Genomic DNA, 18633 nt, shown 5'->3' with positions numbered 1-18633 from the left:
ATTGCCACAGGTCAGGTTCCCCGGGCATGACTGTGCTATACCAATGGGTACGCTTATTCAGTCACGCCATACAGACACAGCTGACAGAGGTTCGCATGTTCAAAGGATTAGCCGGTCACCTCACAGAAAAAAACGTTCACTCGATCAACACCTTGCCGTCCAACAATATCGAATTGTTCGACTGCTATGCCGGTTTGATCCTGGGCCACCTGTACGGTAACTTCCCCTTGCCCATCACCCTGACTGCCGAGCGCTTTATCGACTACAAAGGCCTGGCGGACAGCAACCGCGAGGCGCTGGAAAAAGAAGAGAACCTGTTCCTGGCCACGGTCAAATGGCTGGCGGATATTGGCTACATCCACTTCGACGGCATGTCGGGCGTAGCCTTTTACGAAGTGGTTCTGACCAACAGCGGGCTGCTGATCCTGCGCGCTTACCCGGAAGGCACCGACACTGCGCCGACCCTGGGCGAAAAACTGGCGCAGTGCGTCAACAACGAAAACACCGCCGATATGAGAGCGCTGGTAACCCAGGCACTGAGTCTGGGCGTGCGCATGATCAGCCCGATGAGTCGGTCGGGGATTTAAGCCAGGCCCATCAATGCACTTGGCCATGAACGCTCACCGTGACCAAGTGCATTTAAACAGCCATTATCCTCCACTCACTACCCGCCGCCCTCCCACCCGCCACCCCAGCTGAATCCCGGCTGCCGCGATTAAAATTGCCGCCACGCCCACCCATTGCAGCGGTTCCAGGCGATGACCAAAGGCAAACCAGTCCACAAATATCGCGGCAATGGGGTAGATAAAGCTCAGTGCTCCGATCAATGCCGTGGGCAGTTTCTGGATTGCTCCGTAGAGCAGTACATACATCAAGCCGGTATGGACTACGCCAAGCGTCAGTAAGGCGCCCCACGCCTGTGCGCCAGCAGGCAGCTCAGTGACGTTGGCCAGGGGTGCCAGCAGCAGTGCGCCGGTGCTGACCTGGATCAGCGCGATCAGGTGCGGGGGGATCCCGCGCAGGCGTTTGATGATCAGCACGGCCACGGCGTACATCAAGGCCGCACTCAGCGCCAGGGCAATCCCCAGCAAGTACTCACTGCCGCTCTCCCCTTGCCCGTGGTGGGCGCTGACGATCGCCAACATGCCCACAAACGACACCGCCAGCCAGGCCAGTTTGTGCAGGGTTATTCTTTCACCAAGGAACAACGCTGCCAGACCGAGCAGGATAAACGGCTGAACGTTGTAGACCGCCGTACCAATGGCGATTGAGGCCCTGGAGTAGGACGCGAACAACAACACCCAGTTGGCAACGATGGCCACGCCGCTCAAAACAATCAGCGCAAAGGTAGTGCGGTTCAGCAGACCGCGGCGTAAAAAACCCATCCGCGCACAGATCAGCAGCAACGTCACCGCGCCAAACACACAGCGCCAGAACACCACATCCAGCACTGCTTGCCCGCTTAGCAGGACAAGCCAGCCAATGGTGCCGGAGATAAGCATGGCAGCGACCATTTCCAGCGAACCGCGTTGCGTGGTTTTGTCCATATTTGCCTCCCTCAAAGTAGGAAACAGTATGGCAATCGCGATTCATGCAGCGCCATAATCCAGAAAAGGCAATTCGTCATTTTTGCCTTTAGTGTTAAGGCATTCTGCCAATTTGGCCTAAGGAGCAAAGATGAGCGACGAGATAGATCAGCTGTTGATCAGCGCACTGATGCAAGACTCACGCAGCTCCCTGAAAACACTGGCCAGCCTCAGCGGCCTGTCGTCACCCAGCGTCGCCGAGCGCATTCGCAAGCTCGAAGAGCGCGAAGTGATCAAGGGTTACACCGTGGAAGTCGATCCCAAAGCCTTTGGCTATCAACTCCAGGCCATCATCCGCATTCGACCGCTACCGGGGCAGTTGCAGGAAGTGGAGCGTCAGATCCAGAACATCCCCCAGTTCACCGAGTGCGACAAGGTGACGGGCGATGACTGTTTTATTGCCCGTCTGCATGTGCGTTCAATCGAGCAATTGGACAGCCTGCTTGATGGCCTCAATGCTTACGCCGAAACCAATACGTCGATCATCAAAAAAAGCCCGGTCAAACGCCGGTTGCCGCCCATGGCCTGAGTGCGCCCCTCCCTAAGCATGGGCCTGAACCACCCACTTCACTTTCGCCAGGCCCTCACGCAGGGCCGTCATGCCCACCGAGCCCAGCGCCAGCCTTATCGCATGGGGCACATGGGCCGAAGTTGCAAAGGGCTGCGCGGTCGACACCGAGACCTGCTCACGCGCCAACGCCGCAACAACCTGGTCCGCCCGGGCGTCCTCTGACAGAGGCAACCAGACAAAGTAGGACGAAGGATGGCGGATCCTGTGCAACCCCGCCAACTGCTCATCAGCAATGAGCTGCCTTGCCTGTGCGTCTTTGCGCTTTTGCGACTCCAGCCGGGTCACGGTGCCATCGTCGAGCCAGGCACTGGTGATAGCGGTCATCACACCGGGAGCATTCCAGGCAGTCACTCGGATTATCCGCTCAAGGACACTGACCTTTTCTGCGGGCGCGACGATAAAGCCCACGCGTAAACCCGCTGCGACACTTTTGGAAAACCCAGACACGTAAACGGTTCTTTCCGGCGCCAAGTCAGCCAAAGACGTCGGCGGGTTATCGACCAGAAAAGCGTAGGCCGCATCTTCGATGATATGCAGATCATGTGCCCGGGCGATCGCGACCAAGTGTTGGCGCTGCTCCAGGCTCATCACCCACCCCAACGGATTGTGCAACGTCGGCATGCTGTAGACAGCACGCACAGAGCGACGGCGACACAGCCTGGCGAGGGCATCCAGATCCGGCCCGCTTTCCGTGCTCGGGATGGGCAGCAATTCAAGGTGCAGGGCCAGCGCCAGTGCCTTGAAACCCGGGTAGGTCAAGGCGTCCACCGCGATCACGTCACCAGGCTGGAGCAGTGCCATCAGCACCACGCTCAACCCGTGTTGTGCGCCGTTGACGATCAACACCTGTTCGGCGGGCACATTCAACCCGCTCCTGCCCAGGTGCCTCGCGACCGAGGCGCGCTCATGCAGGCGCCCGCCATGGGGCTGGTAGCGCAACAACGATTCCAGATCACCAGACAACGCCAACTGCCGCAGCGCAGTACGCAACAGTTCGGCCTGGCCCGGCAAGGAGGGATAGTTGTAATTGAGATCCAGCATCCCCGCGATCACGTCGGGCTGGTCTATACCGTGCCCTGGTGGTAGCGAGGTTTCCCGGACAAAAGTGCCACGCCCGGTTTCGCCACTGACCAGCCCCATGGCCTCAAGCTCGGCATACACGCGACTGGCCGTGACCAGCGCCAGCCCTTCGCTGGCCGCGAGCTGGCGATGGGTCGGCAAACGCGTACCCGGCGACAGACGGCCTGAGCGGATATCGGCAGCAAAGCCGTCAACCAGCGACTTGTAGCGGGAACGGGGCATCGGGCTTTGTATCCATGACAATTTTTTGATTGTCATTAATCATCAGCCCTAGGATGCATTGAATGCAATCCCGCGATTAGCCTGGAGCCTGAGACTCGATGGAACGTACTTCCCACCTGCAACACCCCACCACCGAAAAAAACCTCAGCGGCTGGATCAACGGCTTTATCGGCGTGGTCATTTTCAGCGCCTCATTGCCCGCAACCAAGGTGGCCGTGCTGGAACTTGACCCGGTTTTTCTGACCCTGGCCCGTGCCACCATCGCCGGTGTGCTTGCCCTGGCCATGCTCGGGCTACTCAAGGCACGACGGCCGCAGTTCAGCCAACTGGTGCCCCTGCTGCTGGTGGCAACCGGGGTGGTGGTGGGGTTTCCGCTGCTGACCGCGCTGGCTTTGCAGCATGTGACTTCGGCCCATACCATTGTCTTTCTGGGCCTGCTGCCGCTGTCTACCGCAGCCTTCGCCGTGGTGCGCGGGGGTGAAAGGCCACGGCCAGCGTTCTGGCTGTTCTCGATCCTGGGCAGCGCGTGCGTCGTGGCCTATGCCCTGGCGCAGGGCCTGAGCGCAGCGCCCGAGGGTGACATCCTGATGCTTCTGGCTGTATTGATCTGCGGTCTTGGCTATGCCGAAGGGGCCAGGTTGTCGCGTACGCTGGGCGGCTGGCAGGTCATTTCATGGGCACTGGTGCTGTCACTGCCATTGATGGCTCCGCTGGCATGGTTGTGGGCCCCCGCTTCGTTCAAAGGCATTAGCGTACCTGCCTGGCTCGGCCTGGCTTACATCTCGATCTTCAGCATGCTGATAGGCTTTGTATTCTGGTACCGGGGGCTGGCCCAGGGCGGGATTGCCGCCGTTGGGCAGTTGCAGCTGCTGCAACCATTTTTTGGCCTGGCACTGGCTGCCACCTTGCTGCACGAGACTGTCAGCATGGGCATGTTTGGTGTTACAGCGGCGGTGATCCTGTGCGTTGCCGGGGCCAAAAAGTTCGCCCGGTAGCCTGTAGCCCCCGTGCTTGACCTCTGAGAAGTCGGTACTGACTATGCCGATGACACTTTTGGAGCGAATCGTTTCAGCCGCTGCCTCGATAATCACTCCTTACTGAGGACAGGTCGAGGTGCAGCATGACAAGCGTATCCATAGAGCAGGTCAGCCCTGAAACGCTGAGAAAAGTGATTGTCGCCGCCGCCATCGGTAATTTCGTCGAATGGTTCGACTTCGCCGTCTACGGCTTTCTGGCCACCACCATCGCTCAGCAGTTTTTCCCCAGTGGCGATGCCAGTGCCGCATTGCTCAAGACCTTTGCTGTGTTTGCGGTGGCCTTTGCCTTTCGCCCCCTTGGCGGGATTTTTTTCGGCATGCTGGGGGACAGGATAGGCCGCAAGCGTACACTTGCCATGACCATTTTGCTGATGGCCGGGGCCACTACCTTGATCGGTATATTGCCCACTTATGCTGCAATCGGGGTTATGGCGCCGATCCTGCTCACCCTGATTCGTTGCGCCCAGGGCTTTTCTGCAGGCGGTGAATACGCCGGGGCCTGTGCCTATTTGATGGAGCACGCCCCCAGCGATAAAAGAGCCTGGTACGGCAGCTTTGTGCCGGTTTCGACATTTTCCGCTTTTGCCGCTGCGGCCGTAGTGGCCTACGCCCTTGAGGCTTCGTTATCCGCTGAAAGCATGGGCAGTTGGGGCTGGCGCCTGCCGTTCCTGATTGCTGCGCCACTGGGCCTGGTAGGGCTTTATTTGCGCTGGAAGCTGGATGAAACCCCGGCCTTCCAGGCCGTGAAGGAGGAGCATGCGGTCGCCCACTCCCCACTCAAGGACACCTTGCGCAACCATGGCGCAGCGATCTGCTGCCTGGGCGCCTTTGTGTCGCTGACGGCACTGTCCTTCTACATGTTCACCACTTACTTCGCGACCTACTTGCAGGTCGCGGGCGGCTTGAGCCGGGCAACCGCTTTGCTGGTGTCGCTGATCGCCCTGCTCTTCGCCGCCGCCATCTGCCCTCTGGCCGGGCTGTATTCGGACCGGGTCGGGCGGCGGGCGACCGTGGTGACCGCGTGCGTTCTACTGATGGTCGCGGTGTATCCGTCGTTCCTGATGGCCAGCTCGGGCGGGTTCGCAGCGTCCATCGTCGGTGTCATGCTGCTGGCAATTGGCGCGGTGTTGTGTGGCGTGGTGACCGCAGCTTTGCTCTCGGAGACGTTTCCGACCCGCACTCGCTATACCGCTTCGGCCATCACCTACAACATGGCTTACACCCTTTTTGGCGGCACCGCACCGCTGGTGGCGACATGGCTGATCAGCACCACCGGCAGCAATATGTCGCCCGCGTTTTATCTGATTGCAGTTGCACTGCTCGCCCTGGCTGGCGGCCTGGCATTGCCTGAGACCTCACGGATTTCCTTGCATGATGTGGCGACACCCGAAAATGCGGCGCAAGCCGTCGCTGCGGTCTGAGGGGCCAAGAGGCTGAGAGTGCCGGGGTGCCCGGCACTCTCTGCAGAAGATCATTCACCCTGCCCCCTTGAGCACCGGCAACACAACCCTCACCGCCAACCCGCCACCCGTGCGGTTGCTCAGGGTTAGCGAGCCGCCGTGTTCCAGCACAATCGCTCTGGCTGCCGACAGTCCGAGCCCCACTCCGCCGGTGCTTTTGTTGCGCGATTCTTCAAGCCGATAAAAAGGCACAAACACCTGCTCATGACTTTGGACAGGAATGCCCGGCCCCCGGTCAAGAACGAAAACAGTGACCTGCTCATCGTCCCGACTCAGCTCGATGGCCGGCTCGCCTGCGTACTTGATAGCGTTATCCAGCAGGTTGGTCATCACCCGTTTCAGGCCAAGCGGCCGGCCCAAATACACCAGGTGCTCAGGACCGTTGAAGGCAATGTCAATGGACTGGTCGCGGTAGTCATCAATCAGGGTTTGCAACAACCCTGCCAGGTCAAATTGCGTGGCCTGCTCCAGCCGGGCATCGTCGCGAAAGAACTCCAGGCTGGAGTTGATCATGGCCTGCATCTCGTCTACATCGCGAAACAGACGCTGTTGTTGGTCCGGGTCGTCAATAAACTCACCGCGCAGTCGCATGCGTGTCAGCGGGGTGCGCAAGTCATGGGAAATGGCCGCGAGCATCTGGGTACGGTCTTTTATGAAATGTTGCAACTGCGCCTGCATGGCGTTGAACGCAAGAATGGCCTGTCGGATCTCCCGAGGGCCAACCGGCTCAATGGGCGGCGCACGAAAATCGACACCAAAACGCCGGGCGCCCTCGGCAAATTGCTGTAAAGGCCTGGCCAGATGGCGAGTAGCGATCAGCGCCACAAGCACCGTGGACAACAACACCAGCAGGATCAAAATCAGGTTTCGCTGCCATTGGCCCAGGCCCCAGCTGCGCGATGCGATGCTGAACATAAGCCATGAGCCATCCTCCAGTTGCACCAGCAGGGCGTAATGCCCGTTGTGCTGTGGCCAGTCATCGGGCTGATAGGCTTCAAGGCGTCGCTCTGGGCTATTAAACAGCCGCTGCGCCAGCGGCGTGGCCGTGCGACTGGCCGCTTCTGCCACCTGCGGCAAATCCAGGCCGGCACGGCTGGAATGCCAACTGATGCTCAGGGCGCTGTCAGTGGCTGCCGCAGCCAGCCGTTGGCGCTGTGGCGCCGGCGAAGCTTCGATCAGCTTGGTCGTCAGGGAAATCTTTTCCAGCAGCCCGATTTCACTCAGCGGCGGGTAAGCCCAAACACCCGCCAACTGAGTAAACAGCGCATTGAATGCCAGCGCCGTAAGCATCGCGACAATGGTGGTCAAGGCAATCCAGCGTGCGATGGTGTTGCGTGAGCGCAGGCGCCAGCCTGAAATCCAGCCCGTCACTGACAGGTCACCCCGGGCGTGAACAGGTAACCGACATTGCGCACGGTGCGAATCATCTCGACCCCTTTGCTGTCGAACTCCAGCTTGCGCCGCAAACGGCTGACCTGTACGTCGATGCTGCGATCGAACGCGTCATGGCCAGCGCCACGAGCCAGATCCAGCAACAGTTCGCGAGTCAGAATGCGCTGGGGATGCTCAACAAACACCAGCAACAAATCGAACTCTCCGGCAGACAAGGGGATCATCACCTGATCCGGTGAGCGCAGTTCGCGACGGGTAAGGTCCAGTTGCCAGCCCGCAAACTTCATCAGTGGCCGCGGCACCTGCCCGACCGAGGGCTGGCCCTGCCCTGCCCGGCGCAACACGGCACGCACCCTGGCCAACAGTTCCCGGGCATCAAAAGGTTTGCTCAGATAATCATCGGCGCCCATTTCAAGACCGACGACCCGATCACTCAGCTCACCCATGGCCGTCAGCATGATGACCGGCGTGGGGTATTGCTGACGCAAACGCTGACACAGCATCAGGCCGTTTTCGCCAGGCAGCATCAAGTCGAGAATGATCAGGTCCGGTGGTTGCAGCGCCATCGCCGCCCACAGTGACGTGCCATCGGTGGCCACCTCCACCGAATATCCGTGTTGTACAAAAAACTTCTTCAGAAGCGCGAGGACCTCCAGGTCATCGTCCACGATCAAAAGGCTGCTCACCGGCGCATTCCACTTAAGGTATGTAAAGGCTTCCATCTAAAACTATTCGTCCCGCTGCGTCATATATTTCAACTTGGTAACAAAGTTGCGGCCAGGCAAAAAAGCAGACATATCCAGGCAAACCGCGAATGCGAGGATCAGACCTCTTTCCTGCCAAGAACGCGTGTACCCATGCCTTGCGAAAACCCGGCCATGATCCTGGAGCAGCGACTGGTAAAGCGTGCCAACGCCGCCCTGCACTGTCGCGAAACAAGCCTGCGCCTGTCGAACGATCGCGACACGCTGGTACTCAGCCGCTATATCGAGCATTACAGCCATGAAGGTGTTCAGTGGATCGAGAGCACTCATACAGTGCCGGTGAGGGCTTTGCTGAAATGGATGATCAGCCACGGCGAACCGCAAACCCTGAGCCAGGATAAAGACCTGTAGCCATCTGGTGACCCCGGCGCAATAGACTTAGCATGGTGCTCCCTATCCCCAGCCAGAAGAACGGCCATGCCCCTGATCAAATCCGATGCGGCACTGATCATCATCGATATGCAAAAAGGGATAAGCCTTCCCGGGCTTGGTCGCAGAAACAACCCGCACACCGAGCTCAACGTACAGCGCCTGCTGGAAACCTGGCGGCATGTACAGCGTCCGGTAGTCCATGTCCGGCATATATCCCGATCGCCTGCCTCGGTATTCTGGCCCGGCCAGCCTGGCTGCGAGTTTCAGGAGGGGCTGGCCCCGCTCGATAGTGAGCACGTGGTTGAAAAGAACGTACCCGATGCATTTACCAACACAGGCCTGGAACGCTGGTTGCGCACGCGCGGGATTGAGCAGTTGGTCATCGTCGGCGTGATCACCAATAATTCCGTAGAGAGCACGGTTCGCTCAGCAGGTTGCCTGGGGTTCGATGTGATTGTGGGATCGGATGCCTGCTATACATTCGATCAGATAGACCTGAATGGACGCCTGTGGCCTGCCGAGGATGTACATGCACTGTCGCTTGCCAGCATGGCAATGGATTACGCCAGGGTCCGGGACGTCAACCAGATACTTGAACAGCAGGGCTAGGAAGGAAGCCGCCGAACTTGCGTTCGGCGGCTGCCGGGGTCAGGAGACCGCGTCCAGCGCGGTTTTTTCCGCCTTGGCCAGCGAGCGGCTGCGCAGCCAGCTGAAGCAAATGGCGAGGATCAGCGCAAAGCCTACGTAGCCCAGCAGCGGATACACGGTGCCCACCAACTTGCTGAAACCACCCAGGCTCAAAGCCAGGCCGACACAAACGGTCACTGCACTAAACAACTTGAAACGGCCCGATTCCGGCTTGGCAAAGCGTGCACTGAAGGCAAAGAACATCCCAACCGCAGTGCTGTAGACCATGCACACCAGTGCGATGGACATCACCACCGAGAGCAGTGGCGAGATGCGTCCGGCCAGTGCCAGGGACGGCATTTCAATACCCTGCAGCTGGTTGATGTTGGCAAACAGGCCGATGTTCAACAACAGGATCAGGGCGCCCAAACCAAGCCCGCCGAGCACACCGCCGAGAGCGGCCGCCTTGGGTTGTTTGGTCATGCCACCGATCACTGCCAGCATCGGGAAACCTACCGCGATATTGAACGAAGCGTAGAGCAAGGCGCCGACAAACCAGTTGCCAGTGACCGTCTCGTTGTTTTCACGCGCCACAGCATCCAGGGTCTCGATTGGAGCGTTGTAGCTGAAAATCGAGTAGGTCGTGATGATTAGCACCATCGCCAGCAGAAAAGGCATGACTGCGCTGATCAGATCAATGATGCGCTTGACGTTCATGCACAGCGTGGCGATCACCAGCACGGTCATCAATACACCGCCAAACAATGGGGGCAGATCGTACTGCTGGGCAAAAATCGAACCGCTACCGGCCAGCATCACCACACCAACCCCATAGAGGAAGAATGACAGCACCACATCGACGACCCAGCCCAGACGTGCGCCGAACAGGGCGTAGAGTACTTCCTTGTGCGAGTTGGCCTGCATCTTCGAACTCATGCGGGCGATCTGCATACCGAGGAAGGCAAACATCAAACCGCTTACCAGGGTGCCCAGGATACCGATAAGCCCATAGCCGGTGAAAAACTGCAGCACCTCCTGCCCGGAGGCAAAGCCACCACCGATAACTACGGACATGTACGCAAGCGCAATCTGGATCGACTGTTTATTCATTACACTTTTTCTCATTCTTAGACTTATTAGGTGCAGGAAACAAGACGACGCGGACACCACCTCATTTACGCAGGGTGGCTATCGCCATAGCAGTTCGATCACTCATCGTGATTGGCTGAACTGTACAGGTACGTAGACACCGCGGGCAGTATAGGAAGTGTTGCGCAGGTAATTTCACCATATACACAACAAAATTCAGCTAAAACGTCATGCCGGAGAGGTTTTACCCTATCAATTATCTCGCAAGCGGCATTATTGACCGCAAAACCATCAGAAACATTTAGATACATGCTTGTTTTTATAAATCAGTCACTTAGCTTATTTCTGTGCTGGCCTCTGCGCATTTTCGCACGCCCCCGCGTACAGCCCCGGGAACAGCCAATGACCACAAGAAAATGATGGAATGAACGAACAACATAATAACGACACACTAAACAAACCTGACACACATTAAATTTCGCACAAATATGAAAAGAAATGAACCACGCAAGTAACAGAAAAAAACTACATACTTTAGCGAGCCCAAAAATCTATTGTTTTTACGCAGAAAACTTAAAACATGAACACCTAAAAACGTCTGACTCGCACAGCCAATCAAGCGTCATAAACCGGAAATCAAATAATGAAAGGCACGCCCCCAGCCATATTTATGTTGAGTGCCGTCCTCTGGGCGGGAGCTGCCATCGCAGACATGCCAACACCCGCAAAGTCTGACGTGTTACAACGAATCGACATGCCTGATACCCACTATCAAATGGGCTTGCAAAAAGCAGTACTCGCCCCGAACGAAGTCAAGGCTCGCCACATGCATACAGGACCAGAAGTCGCCTATGTGCTTGAAGGCGAGGTCATCATTACAATGGATGGGCAGCCTGAAAAGCGAATAAAGGCCGGTGACAGTTTTCAACACCTGGCGCACGAACCCCACATCAGCAAAGCGGGCCCACAGGGCGCTACCGTTCTTGCCACCTGGGTAGTGGAAAAAGGCAAGAGCTTTTCTGTCCCTGCACCCTGATCCAGCGACTGCGCATCACACCGGGCAGCATCTTGCATGGCTAACATGAGGTAAATCAGGGGGAGGATATACTGCTTCTTTTGGCATGGTCACTGAAGACATTACAATGGATCCGTACTCTCATTGATGACCCCCCTGATGTTTAATCCGTTTCAATCAGCAGGTACAAAGTCCGCGACCTTTAACTTGGAACGCACATCCAAAAACCAACGACTCAGTTGCGAATCGAAACCCTGAGCAATCCGGTCTGCAGCATGGAGTGCCTCATCAACGCTTCCCCTATTGCCCAGCCCTTGGCAAGCTTTAGACACTTGAAGCAGCAAGAATGCCCTGTCCACCTCCTCCACCCCGTTCGATTCGATAATGACCAGTGCCTTGCCAGCACTATCCAGAGCACTCTGCCACTGCCCGAACCGGTTAAAAGTCAACGCACATAAATAAAGGCTTCGCTCATGGTTCAACCAGGTTCCAAACTGCATCCAGAGCCGCTCACACACAACAGCCGCATCCATAATGACGTTTCGATGGGACAGCTCGTCACCCTGAAGGCGGGGGTTATCCACAGAACCTTGCAAACTTTGTACGCATAGCAAACCAACATGCGCCTTGGCCTCTATTAAAGAAGCGCCTGTAAGTTCGGCATATTCAAATTCGGCAGCAAACGCATTATTTCAGTGCATACCTTGCATAAGACTTTGGCCTATTCACGTCTATAGCGAGGTTATTTCGGTGCCGCGAGCGCACCAAAAACCATCCCGGGCTTCTGGTGCACTCAGTTGGGGCTTGCTGTTACTTATCCAGGCTCACCCCGTAGAACGGTGTCAGCCCAAAGGGGCTGATTTTGAAATCAGTCACTTCCTTGCGCAGGGGCTGGAAAACCGTCGAGTTCGCAATGGGTGTAATCGGAACTTGCTCCTTGAGGATCTTCTGCGCCTCTTGATACAACTTGATGCGTTGTTCGCGGTCGCTGCTGAGTTTGGCTTGCTGCACCAGCTTGTCATAGTCTGGGTTGCACCATTTGGCGTAGTTGCTGCCCTTGACCGCCGCGCAGCTGTAGAGCACGCCGAGCCAGTTATCCGGGTCGCCGTTGTCGCCCGTCCAGCCGTAAATCATCACGTCGTGCTCGCCGTTCTTGGCGCGCTTGATGTACTCGCCCCACTCGTAGCTAACGATATTGGCCTTGATGCCGACCTTTGCCCAATCCTGCTGGATGATTTGTGCCGACATACGCGCGTTCGGGTTGGAGGCGCGTTGAACGGTCATCGCCCACAGGTTGATAGTGGTCCCTGGTGCAACCCCAGCTTCTTTTAAAAGCTGCCGGGCCTTGACCGGGTCGTAGGTGGCATCCTTGATTGTCGGGTCATAAGACCACTGCGCAGGTGGCAAGGCGTTCTGCGCCAATTGCCCTGCGCTCTGGTACACGGCCTTGATGATTGCCGGCTTGTCGATGGCCATGTCCAGGGCCTGACGCACCTTGAGTTGGTCCAGCGGCGGATGTGTCACGTTGTAAGCCAGAAACCCCAGGTTGAACCCGGCTTGCTGCAGCACTCGCAAGTTGGGATCCTGCTTCATCACTTCGATATCCGCCGGTCGCGGGTAACCGCTGACCTGGCACTCCCCGGCTTTGAGTTTCTGCAGGCGCGACGCCGCGTCAGGGGTGATGGCAAAAACCAGGTTGTCGAGTTTCACATCCTCGGGCTTCCAGTACTGTTTGTTGCCGACGTAACGAATCTGCGAGTCCTTCTGATAGCGCTTGAACACAAACGGCCCGGTGCCCACCGGTTTCTGATTGATCTCTTCAGCCTTGCCCTGCTTGAGCAGTTGGGCTCCGTATTCGGCGGACTGCACCGAGGCGAAGCTCATGGCCAGGTTTTGCACAAAGGCGGCATCAACGTTATTGAGGTTGAAACGCACGGTTCGGTCGTCGAGCTTGTCGACGCTCTTGATCGTGGTGTTCAAGCCCATATCGGTGAAATAGGGCGATTCGGACGGGTAAGCCTTGCGGAACGGACTCTGGGCATCCAGCAGGCGATCGAAAGTAAACAACACGTCATCCGCGTTGAAATTCCGGGTCGGGGTGAAGAAATCGGTGGTATGGAACTTGACGCCATCGCGCAGGTGGAAGGTGTAGGTCAGGCCGTCATTGGAGACATCCCAGCGGGTGGCCAGGCCAGGTTCGACTTCAGTACTACCCCGTTTGAACTGGATCAGGCGGTTGAATACGGTTTCGGCGGAGGCATCAAAATCGGTACCGCTGGTGTACTGGCTGGGGTCAAAGCCGGCGGGGCTGGCTTCGGAGCAGTAAACCAGCGTGCTGGCGGCGTGGGCCATTGGCATGAACGCCAGGAGGCCGGCGACGAGAAGGAGCGGTTTGAAGGCGATTCTATCCATGGAGACCCTTGAAGTTGCAGACATAAATAAGCGCCTAAACGAAACCGGCACCCACCGAGATTAACGTCGTTGCCGAACATCAGATAGCGGAAACCTGAATTATTGGAAAACGGACGGCATACACGCCTGCAGAACTTCGAAATCAAGGGCGATAGAGTCGCCTCAGCGCCCTGGACACCTCCAGCCCCGAAAAGACAGCGGCCAGGCTCATTTCGCTGTATGTACAGCGCAGGAGCCTTGAGTGGGCGGGAAGTTGGCGCACCCGGCTTTCGGCCCCTTATTTTATTTCGTGCCTGATGCTTCCTTGCCACAGGCTTTCAGCGCGATCAGGCTGATCATTGGTTGAGCATGCGCTTGGTCAAGTCGGGCTCTATGGACACCCTAAATCACACCGCCGGCGAGGCGGGTGACTTGTAATAAATAAACCCCTCGAACTGTTTCAGTCGTGCACTTTCAAGCGTAGGAATTCCTCTGAATAATCCACCATCGGGCTGCACACCCTCATGACCGCTTAGACCTGAACATGCCAATACCAGCCCTTGTATCCCCCTGCATACTTTAAACAGACGCCGCACAGGCCACTGCTTAGCGATGGCGCTGAGTGTTCTGTATCGCAAATCGTACAGGACACAATTAACAGCGGGCGCGGCAAAGTGCAGACAACAAACACCTTTATTCTGCAAGTGTGCCGCACCCACTTGAATAGTGACCCATCGAAACTTAATACATATTTGTCAAGACCACACCCGTAAAGTAATTACATCCGCCGCCGGATTCATCCAGAAGAGACACTTGCTGGCCTGTCAGCTTCGACAGGGACAGCATATTAAGCAGTGCATAACCTGTGGGATCATTCAGATTGCGCTCCCCATGAACTGCCCACCAGCGCGTTCCGGTCGAAGTTAACATTACACTGATCCCATTGCCGCTGTCGTAGTTACCTGCCCCTATATGTATTTGCTTCACCGTGCCCTGCGCGCACTTTATATCCCGACTCACACCCATCAAGCCAGGCTCTTCGGCAAAAGCATTGACACTCAACACCAACAACAAGGCTGCAAGACGCATGCTCATACTCCTCAACGTTTATAGCTCATCATGGTTAATAATGGAGGTACTGCTGTTATAAACAGACTCCAGGGTAAACATTATTGCTGGAATATCTTGCTTCAGATCCGAACGCGACGCAGCCAGGCACGCCCCGACCATCGGGATCATGCCCAACCAGGTCGGCCTTCTTTCTCGTGGGGCTTCACCGTTGAAATAGGGCCTGTTCGTGGCTCGGGTATTATCGGCCACATAACGGGGGTTAACCTGAGCAGTTGAAACTTGCAACTCACCGTCGACAACAATATAGGACTCCACATCCCTGATATTTTGAGTAGGAATGAGGGTCGGCGTTATATATTCATTGGCTGCCCGTGAGGGATGGTAGTTCAAGGGGGTGATCGGGACTTGCGGGTTGTTGTCATGCAATGTCCGCAATGAGGCCTCGGCATTGAAGAAGTTGCTGTCCGGCCTGACGCGATAAAGATAAATACGCTGACCGGGTTGGGCAAAAGCCCTGGCTGCTGCGGCAGTGCGAATGAACTGAAAGTTTGCCGCGGTTGAGACAAAGCCTGAATCTCGCTGCCCCTGTTGCCTGTTGACGCATGACTCGCCGGTCACATGGTCATGAACATTAAAGTTACTACCCCAGGCCTGGAAACCAGCGTGAAATATCAGATGCTCCGGCCGGGTATCCATTCGCCATACCGTACCTGGTGGCTCGGCCCATGAATAAGGAGCCTTTAATATAACTGTCACAAAAACCCATAGCAAAACCCCCAGCGTCTTCATGATCCCGCCCCCCGATAATTAAAGAAATGCCTGCAAAGCACACGCACTTAATTAATATTACCGAAAAACAAATTACCCGCTATTCATTATGAGCCCCCACAGAACCATAATAAACTCAAAATATTGCATGACTGACCCCATACTTTTAATTACCCCCCCACGCAGCACCTCGGCGTACAGAATCTCTATGACTGTTTCGTTAAAGTAGCAGGGCTACGTTCAATATTTAATTTAAAGCACAGACTGTGCGTGCTGGAACTCAAGCTCAAGACACCGCAGTACGTCGATGACCGCGGCAAACTACCCTTTTGCCTTGTGCTCATGCCCAAGAAGACGAGGCTCCCACCAACAACATCTCGTATCACCACAGCGCGTGTAGGTTGCGCTGGACGACCTTTAGTCTAAGTTTGATTGGCCGCGGCTTCCAAGAAGCATATGGGTATATGGCTGGCCAGCTCGAAGTCATGACGCTTCCTGCTCCTGCTTGCCAACCCGCTGATACGCAGCTACTGTCAGCTCCATGAATCAATTACGAGTTGCCTTGACCACGACTACCACGACCGCCGAAGGCGGGTCGTGAGAGGTATCGTGAGAGGTATCGTGAGTCCATAACGCACGAACTTCAAAGGCCCGCCAGTGATGGTAAGGGCCTTTTCTTTTGCCCTTGTGTCACTGGCCAAAACGCAAGGAAAAGCCCCATGTATGCACTGTTGATTCTTGATATGCAGGTAGGATTGGTGCATGGCCCGGACAAGCCATGGGCTGGCGAGGCCCTGTTGGACACATTGAACACGTTGCTGGATAAAGCCCGGAGCGCAGGTGCCCCGGTCTTTCTCGCCCGTCATGTCGGCCCTACCGGTTCACCGATTGAACCGGGAAGCCCGTTGACCCAACTGATACCGGAACTGGTGCTACAGGGCAACGAAGTGATTTTCGAGAAAAACCGCCCCAACGCCTTTGCCAGGACAAACCTGGCCGACCAGCTACAGGCTCTTGGTGTTGAGGGTGTGGTCATCACGGGCATGAAAACCCAATATTGTGTCGACAGCACCTGCCGCGCGGCACGAGACCTTGGGTTCGACGCAGTACTGATTGCCGATGGCCATACCTGCAGTGACACCCCTGCGTTGAAGGCACAGCAGATTATCGCTCATCACAATGCAACCCTGGCGGGGCCATTCTGTCGTGTCATCAACGCTGAGGACTGGGGGTTTTAGTCTCGGTCGACAGATCGGGCTGATCCAGGCTGATCTGTTGCTAAAACAATGAGGCACAGAGGTAAAAATCGAGCGCTAATACCTGTCGAGGCCGGCTGCTTTCAAGACCTCTATGGAGAAATACAGCACGTGGCCTGTAGGCCACATGCTATGCGGGAGTATTTTTCTTCCAGGCCGGTGTTTTTTTCAACTAAAAATCTATGGGGCAGTTGAATCAAGATCGAATTTCACGATATTGATCTCACCATCAACTTTAAACAATGAGATATTGTGAAACTCATAAATAACCCCATCAACTTTTAGTTTGACCCGATCATCTAAAACCTCGCGAACAGCTGCAGAGCTTTTTGTAACAAGGAATGGGGCGGTCTTCTTTGCTTTCTGAAGCGCTTCTTCATCGCCAGGTTGAAGATTCATCAGGAAATACCTATAGACCAATGGCACCGTAGCGCCACCAGAATCATATAAGACCTCATAGATGGCCCCGCCATGGCCAACATTTGTAACTGAAGTAATCTTGACAGGATCAGGCCTGCCTGGAGCAGACATGTATATGTACAAAGCCTGCACAAGACAAACAGCAAACAAACTCCAAAAAACCCATTTAATACCCCTTCGACTTCGCATAATCTATTCCTGCTTTAATCCATACTTGATCAACAGGATCATCGCCGTAAGGAGCCTCTGACCACCATTTATCGAATTCTGCCTGAGAAGTCCCAGCTAAGGACTGTGCAGCACCAGCTGCTCTTAAAAGTACCGCTTCAGAAATCCCAGCTGCCGTACCAACAGCACCATAATTAAAATTACCGAAGCTCTCATACTGAGGCTGGCCTTTTTTGTAATCCCACTCGCCCTTGTTTCTGACTTGGGTGTAAAACCAGCTGAGCAAAAAACCTCTACCTTTAATACTAAAGTATGCTTTTTGGCTTTTCGCAAATTCTAGGTTCTCATCTAAAGAGACGCCGGGTGGAGCGCTAGGATACTGTTTATGTCTGGCTTGCTCTTTCGCATCGCGCAGATTTGTCGCTTTAGCCACCTCTATGAGAGCCAATTTCTGCTGCTTTTCTTTCAAACGTCGGGCCGTTTCTGAATAGACCTCAGACAACCTGGCAAATTCATACCTCTGTGCCCAATCAAGAAGTTTAGGTGTATTAACTATGACCCTCATCTTCCCGGCCTGAGTAAAACTCCCCGCACTTGGCCTTTTTGAAGCTTGTACATCACTGCCGTCCCCAGAACCTTTAGAAACCTTAACCTTTCTATCAGCCTCATTCTCTTTAGCCATATATAGTGTTACCAGGATATTTTTCTCTCTTGTGATTATTTTGCTTGACGTGGATACATCCATAGGCATATTTAGCCCACCTGCACCCTTGATTTCCTGGTCAATCTCAAAATCTATGGCCGCAATATTATCTTTGTGCTGCATATCAAATCTATATGCATTATCAAAAATCCATTGAGTTACATTCTCAAGCGCCCTTATCAATAGACCGAGCATATCATGCATATAATCTGGCATCATAGACTCTCTCGATGTACCAGGAATGGAGAAGTCTATTATTCTCCCCACAACAGATATCGGACCAAGCTCTAATGGCATATTCATACTCCTTATGAATCAATCCAGACTTTATATTATTCATCGAACTCCCTACTCATACAAATTTATAAAGTCACAACATATGTACAGACCGAAGTTTAGTGACGAGGTTTTTGGTACGCATAATACGAAATGGCGCCTTCATGAGTTCATGACAATAACGGTTCTCAAGTATATTGAATACTTTGCTTTCGTAGGCAAAACGAAAGCAGGTGAGGTACACGGGTATGCAGGTAGCGGCGACTGTTTACATACGGGTTGTGAAAATTGTGAAAGCTACCTGTTAAATCGGCGAAAAGTGCACAGCTAAAAAGCACTTTCCCTCCGACTCAAACACAGGCGTT

19 protein-coding genes are annotated in these 18633 nt (G+C 55.2%); 8 read left to right on the top strand and 11 right to left on the bottom strand.

All coding sequences use genetic code 11. The features are described from left to right. Positions 1-95 precede the first annotated feature (95 nt). Positions 96-587 carry a hypothetical protein gene (locus tag FHL07_RS06770; RefSeq protein WP_138738235.1) on the top strand — a complete coding sequence of 164 codons (492 nt, stop codon included), beginning with the start codon at positions 96-98 and terminating at the stop codon, positions 585-587. A gap of 63 nt (positions 588-650) precedes the next feature. Here FHL07_RS06770 and FHL07_RS06765 read toward each other — a convergent pair whose 3' ends face one another. Continuing rightward, positions 651-1547 (bottom strand): DMT family transporter, encoded by an 897-nt coding sequence (locus FHL07_RS06765; RefSeq protein ID WP_138738234.1) that lies wholly within the window; start codon positions 1545-1547, stop codon positions 651-653. A gap of 130 nt (positions 1548-1677) precedes the next feature. Here FHL07_RS06765 and FHL07_RS06760 point away from each other — a divergent pair, with 130 nt between their 5' ends. Next, on the top strand, positions 1678-2115 hold the full coding sequence (locus tag FHL07_RS06760; RefSeq protein WP_095002007.1) for an Lrp/AsnC family transcriptional regulator: 438 nt from the start codon (positions 1678-1680) through the stop codon (positions 2113-2115). A 12-nt stretch (positions 2116-2127) separates the two neighbouring features. On the opposite strand, the gene FHL07_RS06755 is transcribed toward FHL07_RS06760, so the two are convergent. Then, positions 2128-3459: an aminotransferase-like domain-containing protein gene (locus FHL07_RS06755; protein ID WP_138738233.1), complete on the bottom strand. Its 1332-nt coding sequence runs from the start codon at positions 3457-3459 to the stop codon at positions 2128-2130. Between the two features lie 98 nt (positions 3460-3557). On the opposite strand from FHL07_RS06755, the gene FHL07_RS06750 reads away from it, so the two are divergent. Together FHL07_RS06750 and FHL07_RS06745 are read left to right on the top strand one after the other, a co-directional pair. Beyond that, positions 3558-4454: a DMT family transporter gene (locus FHL07_RS06750; RefSeq protein WP_138738232.1), complete on the top strand. Its 897-nt coding sequence runs from the start codon at positions 3558-3560 to the stop codon at positions 4452-4454. Positions 4455-4579: 125 nt separating this feature from the next. Next, a complete protein-coding gene (locus FHL07_RS06745; protein ID WP_095002010.1) occupies positions 4580-5917 on the top strand; it encodes an MFS transporter in 1338 nt (445 codons plus the stop codon). 54 nt (positions 5918-5971) lie between these two features. Here FHL07_RS06745 and FHL07_RS06740 read toward each other — a convergent pair whose 3' ends face one another. After that, positions 5972-7327: a sensor histidine kinase gene (locus tag FHL07_RS06740; protein ID WP_138738231.1), complete on the bottom strand. Its 1356-nt coding sequence runs from the start codon at positions 7325-7327 to the stop codon at positions 5972-5974. Further along, a complete protein-coding gene (locus FHL07_RS06735; RefSeq protein ID WP_095002098.1) occupies positions 7324-8034 on the bottom strand; it encodes a response regulator in 711 nt (236 codons plus the stop codon). Before FHL07_RS06735 ends, FHL07_RS06740 begins: the two co-directional genes overlap by 4 nt. 171 nt (positions 8035-8205) lie before the next feature. On the opposite strand from FHL07_RS06735, the gene FHL07_RS06730 reads away from it, so the two are divergent. Together FHL07_RS06730 and FHL07_RS06725 are read left to right on the top strand one after the other, a co-directional pair. Continuing rightward, positions 8206-8463 (top strand): hypothetical protein, encoded by a 258-nt coding sequence (locus tag FHL07_RS06730; protein WP_138738230.1) that lies wholly within the window; start codon positions 8206-8208, stop codon positions 8461-8463. A 66-nt stretch (positions 8464-8529) separates the two neighbouring features. Further along, positions 8530-9093, top strand: a complete 564-nt coding sequence (locus tag FHL07_RS06725; protein ID WP_095002013.1) for a cysteine hydrolase family protein — start codon at positions 8530-8532, stop codon at positions 9091-9093. A gap of 39 nt (positions 9094-9132) precedes the next feature. Here FHL07_RS06725 and FHL07_RS06720 read toward each other — a convergent pair whose 3' ends face one another. Continuing rightward, positions 9133-10221, bottom strand: coding sequence for a YkvI family membrane protein (locus tag FHL07_RS06720; protein ID WP_095002014.1), 1089 nt, complete (start codon positions 10219-10221; stop codon positions 9133-9135). Positions 10222-10843: 622 nt separating this feature from the next. Here FHL07_RS06720 and FHL07_RS06715 point away from each other — a divergent pair. After that, complete coding sequence (locus FHL07_RS06715; protein WP_095020781.1) at positions 10844-11236, top strand: cupin domain-containing protein; 393 nt, start codon at positions 10844-10846, stop codon at positions 11234-11236. Positions 11237-11388: 152 nt separating this feature from the next. Here the strand turns inward: FHL07_RS06715 and FHL07_RS06710 are convergent, their stop codons facing one another. The 4 genes from FHL07_RS06710 to FHL07_RS06695 all read right to left on the bottom strand — a co-directional run bounded on the left by FHL07_RS06710 (position 11389) and on the right by FHL07_RS06695 (position 15466). Then, a complete protein-coding gene (locus tag FHL07_RS06710) occupies positions 11389-11748 on the bottom strand; it encodes a hypothetical protein (protein ID WP_138738229.1) in 360 nt (119 codons plus the stop codon). A 277-nt stretch (positions 11749-12025) separates the two neighbouring features. Next, positions 12026-13627: an ABC transporter substrate-binding protein gene (locus FHL07_RS06705; protein ID WP_138738228.1), complete on the bottom strand. Its 1602-nt coding sequence runs from the start codon at positions 13625-13627 to the stop codon at positions 12026-12028. A gap of 720 nt (positions 13628-14347) precedes the next feature. Further along, entirely contained in the window at positions 14348-14695 is a 348-nt protein-coding gene (locus tag FHL07_RS06700; protein ID WP_095002018.1) for a hypothetical protein, read from the bottom strand. Between the two features lie 18 nt (positions 14696-14713). Beyond that, on the bottom strand, positions 14714-15466 hold the full coding sequence (locus tag FHL07_RS06695; protein WP_095020783.1) for a hypothetical protein: 753 nt from the start codon (positions 15464-15466) through the stop codon (positions 14714-14716). Between the two features lie 698 nt (positions 15467-16164). On the opposite strand from FHL07_RS06695, the gene FHL07_RS06690 reads away from it, so the two are divergent. Then, positions 16165-16683 (top strand): cysteine hydrolase family protein, encoded by a 519-nt coding sequence (locus FHL07_RS06690; RefSeq protein WP_138738227.1) that lies wholly within the window; start codon positions 16165-16167, stop codon positions 16681-16683. A 198-nt stretch (positions 16684-16881) separates the two neighbouring features. Here FHL07_RS06690 and FHL07_RS06685 read toward each other — a convergent pair whose 3' ends face one another. Further along, positions 16882-17232: a hypothetical protein gene (locus tag FHL07_RS06685; RefSeq protein ID WP_138738226.1), complete on the bottom strand. Its 351-nt coding sequence runs from the start codon at positions 17230-17232 to the stop codon at positions 16882-16884. A 55-nt stretch (positions 17233-17287) separates the two neighbouring features. Next, positions 17288-18289 (bottom strand): polymorphic toxin type 44 domain-containing protein, encoded by a 1002-nt coding sequence (locus FHL07_RS23795; RefSeq protein WP_238705504.1) that lies wholly within the window; start codon positions 18287-18289, stop codon positions 17288-17290. Positions 18290-18633: the final 344 nt, after the last annotated feature.

It is taken from the genome of Pseudomonas sp. FSL W7-0098 (assembly GCF_005930585.1).
Classification (GTDB): domain Bacteria; phylum Pseudomonadota; class Gammaproteobacteria; order Pseudomonadales; family Pseudomonadaceae; genus Aquipseudomonas; species Aquipseudomonas bubulae.
The sequence above is the reverse complement of the archived record's forward strand: the minus strand, read 5'-3'. Positions and strand labels throughout refer to the sequence as shown.

Bases quoted from the DNA above. Each gene is read 5' to 3' on its own strand.
- FHL07_RS06685 (WP_138738226.1), bottom strand. From the start codon at position 17,232: ATGTCTGCTCCAGGCAGGCCTGATCCTGTCAAGATTACTTCAGTTACA.
- FHL07_RS06715 (WP_095020781.1), top strand. From the start codon at position 10,844: ATGAAAGGCACGCCCCCAGCCATATTTATGTTGAGTGCCGTCCTCTGG.
- FHL07_RS06705 (WP_138738228.1), bottom strand. From the start codon at position 13,627: ATGGATAGAATCGCCTTCAAACCGCTCCTTCTCGTCGCCGGCCTCCTG.
- FHL07_RS06725 (WP_095002013.1), top strand. From the start codon at position 8,530: ATGCCCCTGATCAAATCCGATGCGGCACTGATCATCATCGATATGCAA.
- FHL07_RS06760 (WP_095002007.1), top strand. From the start codon at position 1,678: ATGAGCGACGAGATAGATCAGCTGTTGATCAGCGCACTGATGCAAGAC.
- FHL07_RS06690 (WP_138738227.1), top strand. From the start codon at position 16,165: ATGTATGCACTGTTGATTCTTGATATGCAGGTAGGATTGGTGCATGGC.
- FHL07_RS06700 (WP_095002018.1), bottom strand. From the start codon at position 14,695: ATGCGTCTTGCAGCCTTGTTGTTGGTGTTGAGTGTCAATGCTTTTGCC.
- FHL07_RS06710 (WP_138738229.1), bottom strand. From the start codon at position 11,748: ATGGATGCGGCTGTTGTGTGTGAGCGGCTCTGGATGCAGTTTGGAACC.
- FHL07_RS06750 (WP_138738232.1), top strand. From the start codon at position 3,558: ATGGAACGTACTTCCCACCTGCAACACCCCACCACCGAAAAAAACCTC.
- FHL07_RS06720 (WP_095002014.1), bottom strand. From the start codon at position 10,221: ATGAATAAACAGTCGATCCAGATTGCGCTTGCGTACATGTCCGTAGTT.
- FHL07_RS06770 (WP_138738235.1), top strand. From the start codon at position 96: ATGTTCAAAGGATTAGCCGGTCACCTCACAGAAAAAAACGTTCACTCG.
- FHL07_RS06695 (WP_095020783.1), bottom strand. From the start codon at position 15,466: ATGAAGACGCTGGGGGTTTTGCTATGGGTTTTTGTGACAGTTATATTA.
- FHL07_RS23795 (WP_238705504.1), bottom strand. From the start codon at position 18,289: ATGCCATTAGAGCTTGGTCCGATATCTGTTGTGGGGAGAATAATAGAC.
- FHL07_RS06755 (WP_138738233.1), bottom strand. From the start codon at position 3,459: ATGCCCCGTTCCCGCTACAAGTCGCTGGTTGACGGCTTTGCTGCCGAT.
- FHL07_RS06745 (WP_095002010.1), top strand. From the start codon at position 4,580: ATGACAAGCGTATCCATAGAGCAGGTCAGCCCTGAAACGCTGAGAAAA.
- FHL07_RS06765 (WP_138738234.1), bottom strand. From the start codon at position 1,547: ATGGACAAAACCACGCAACGCGGTTCGCTGGAAATGGTCGCTGCCATG.
- FHL07_RS06730 (WP_138738230.1), top strand. From the start codon at position 8,206: ATGCCTTGCGAAAACCCGGCCATGATCCTGGAGCAGCGACTGGTAAAG.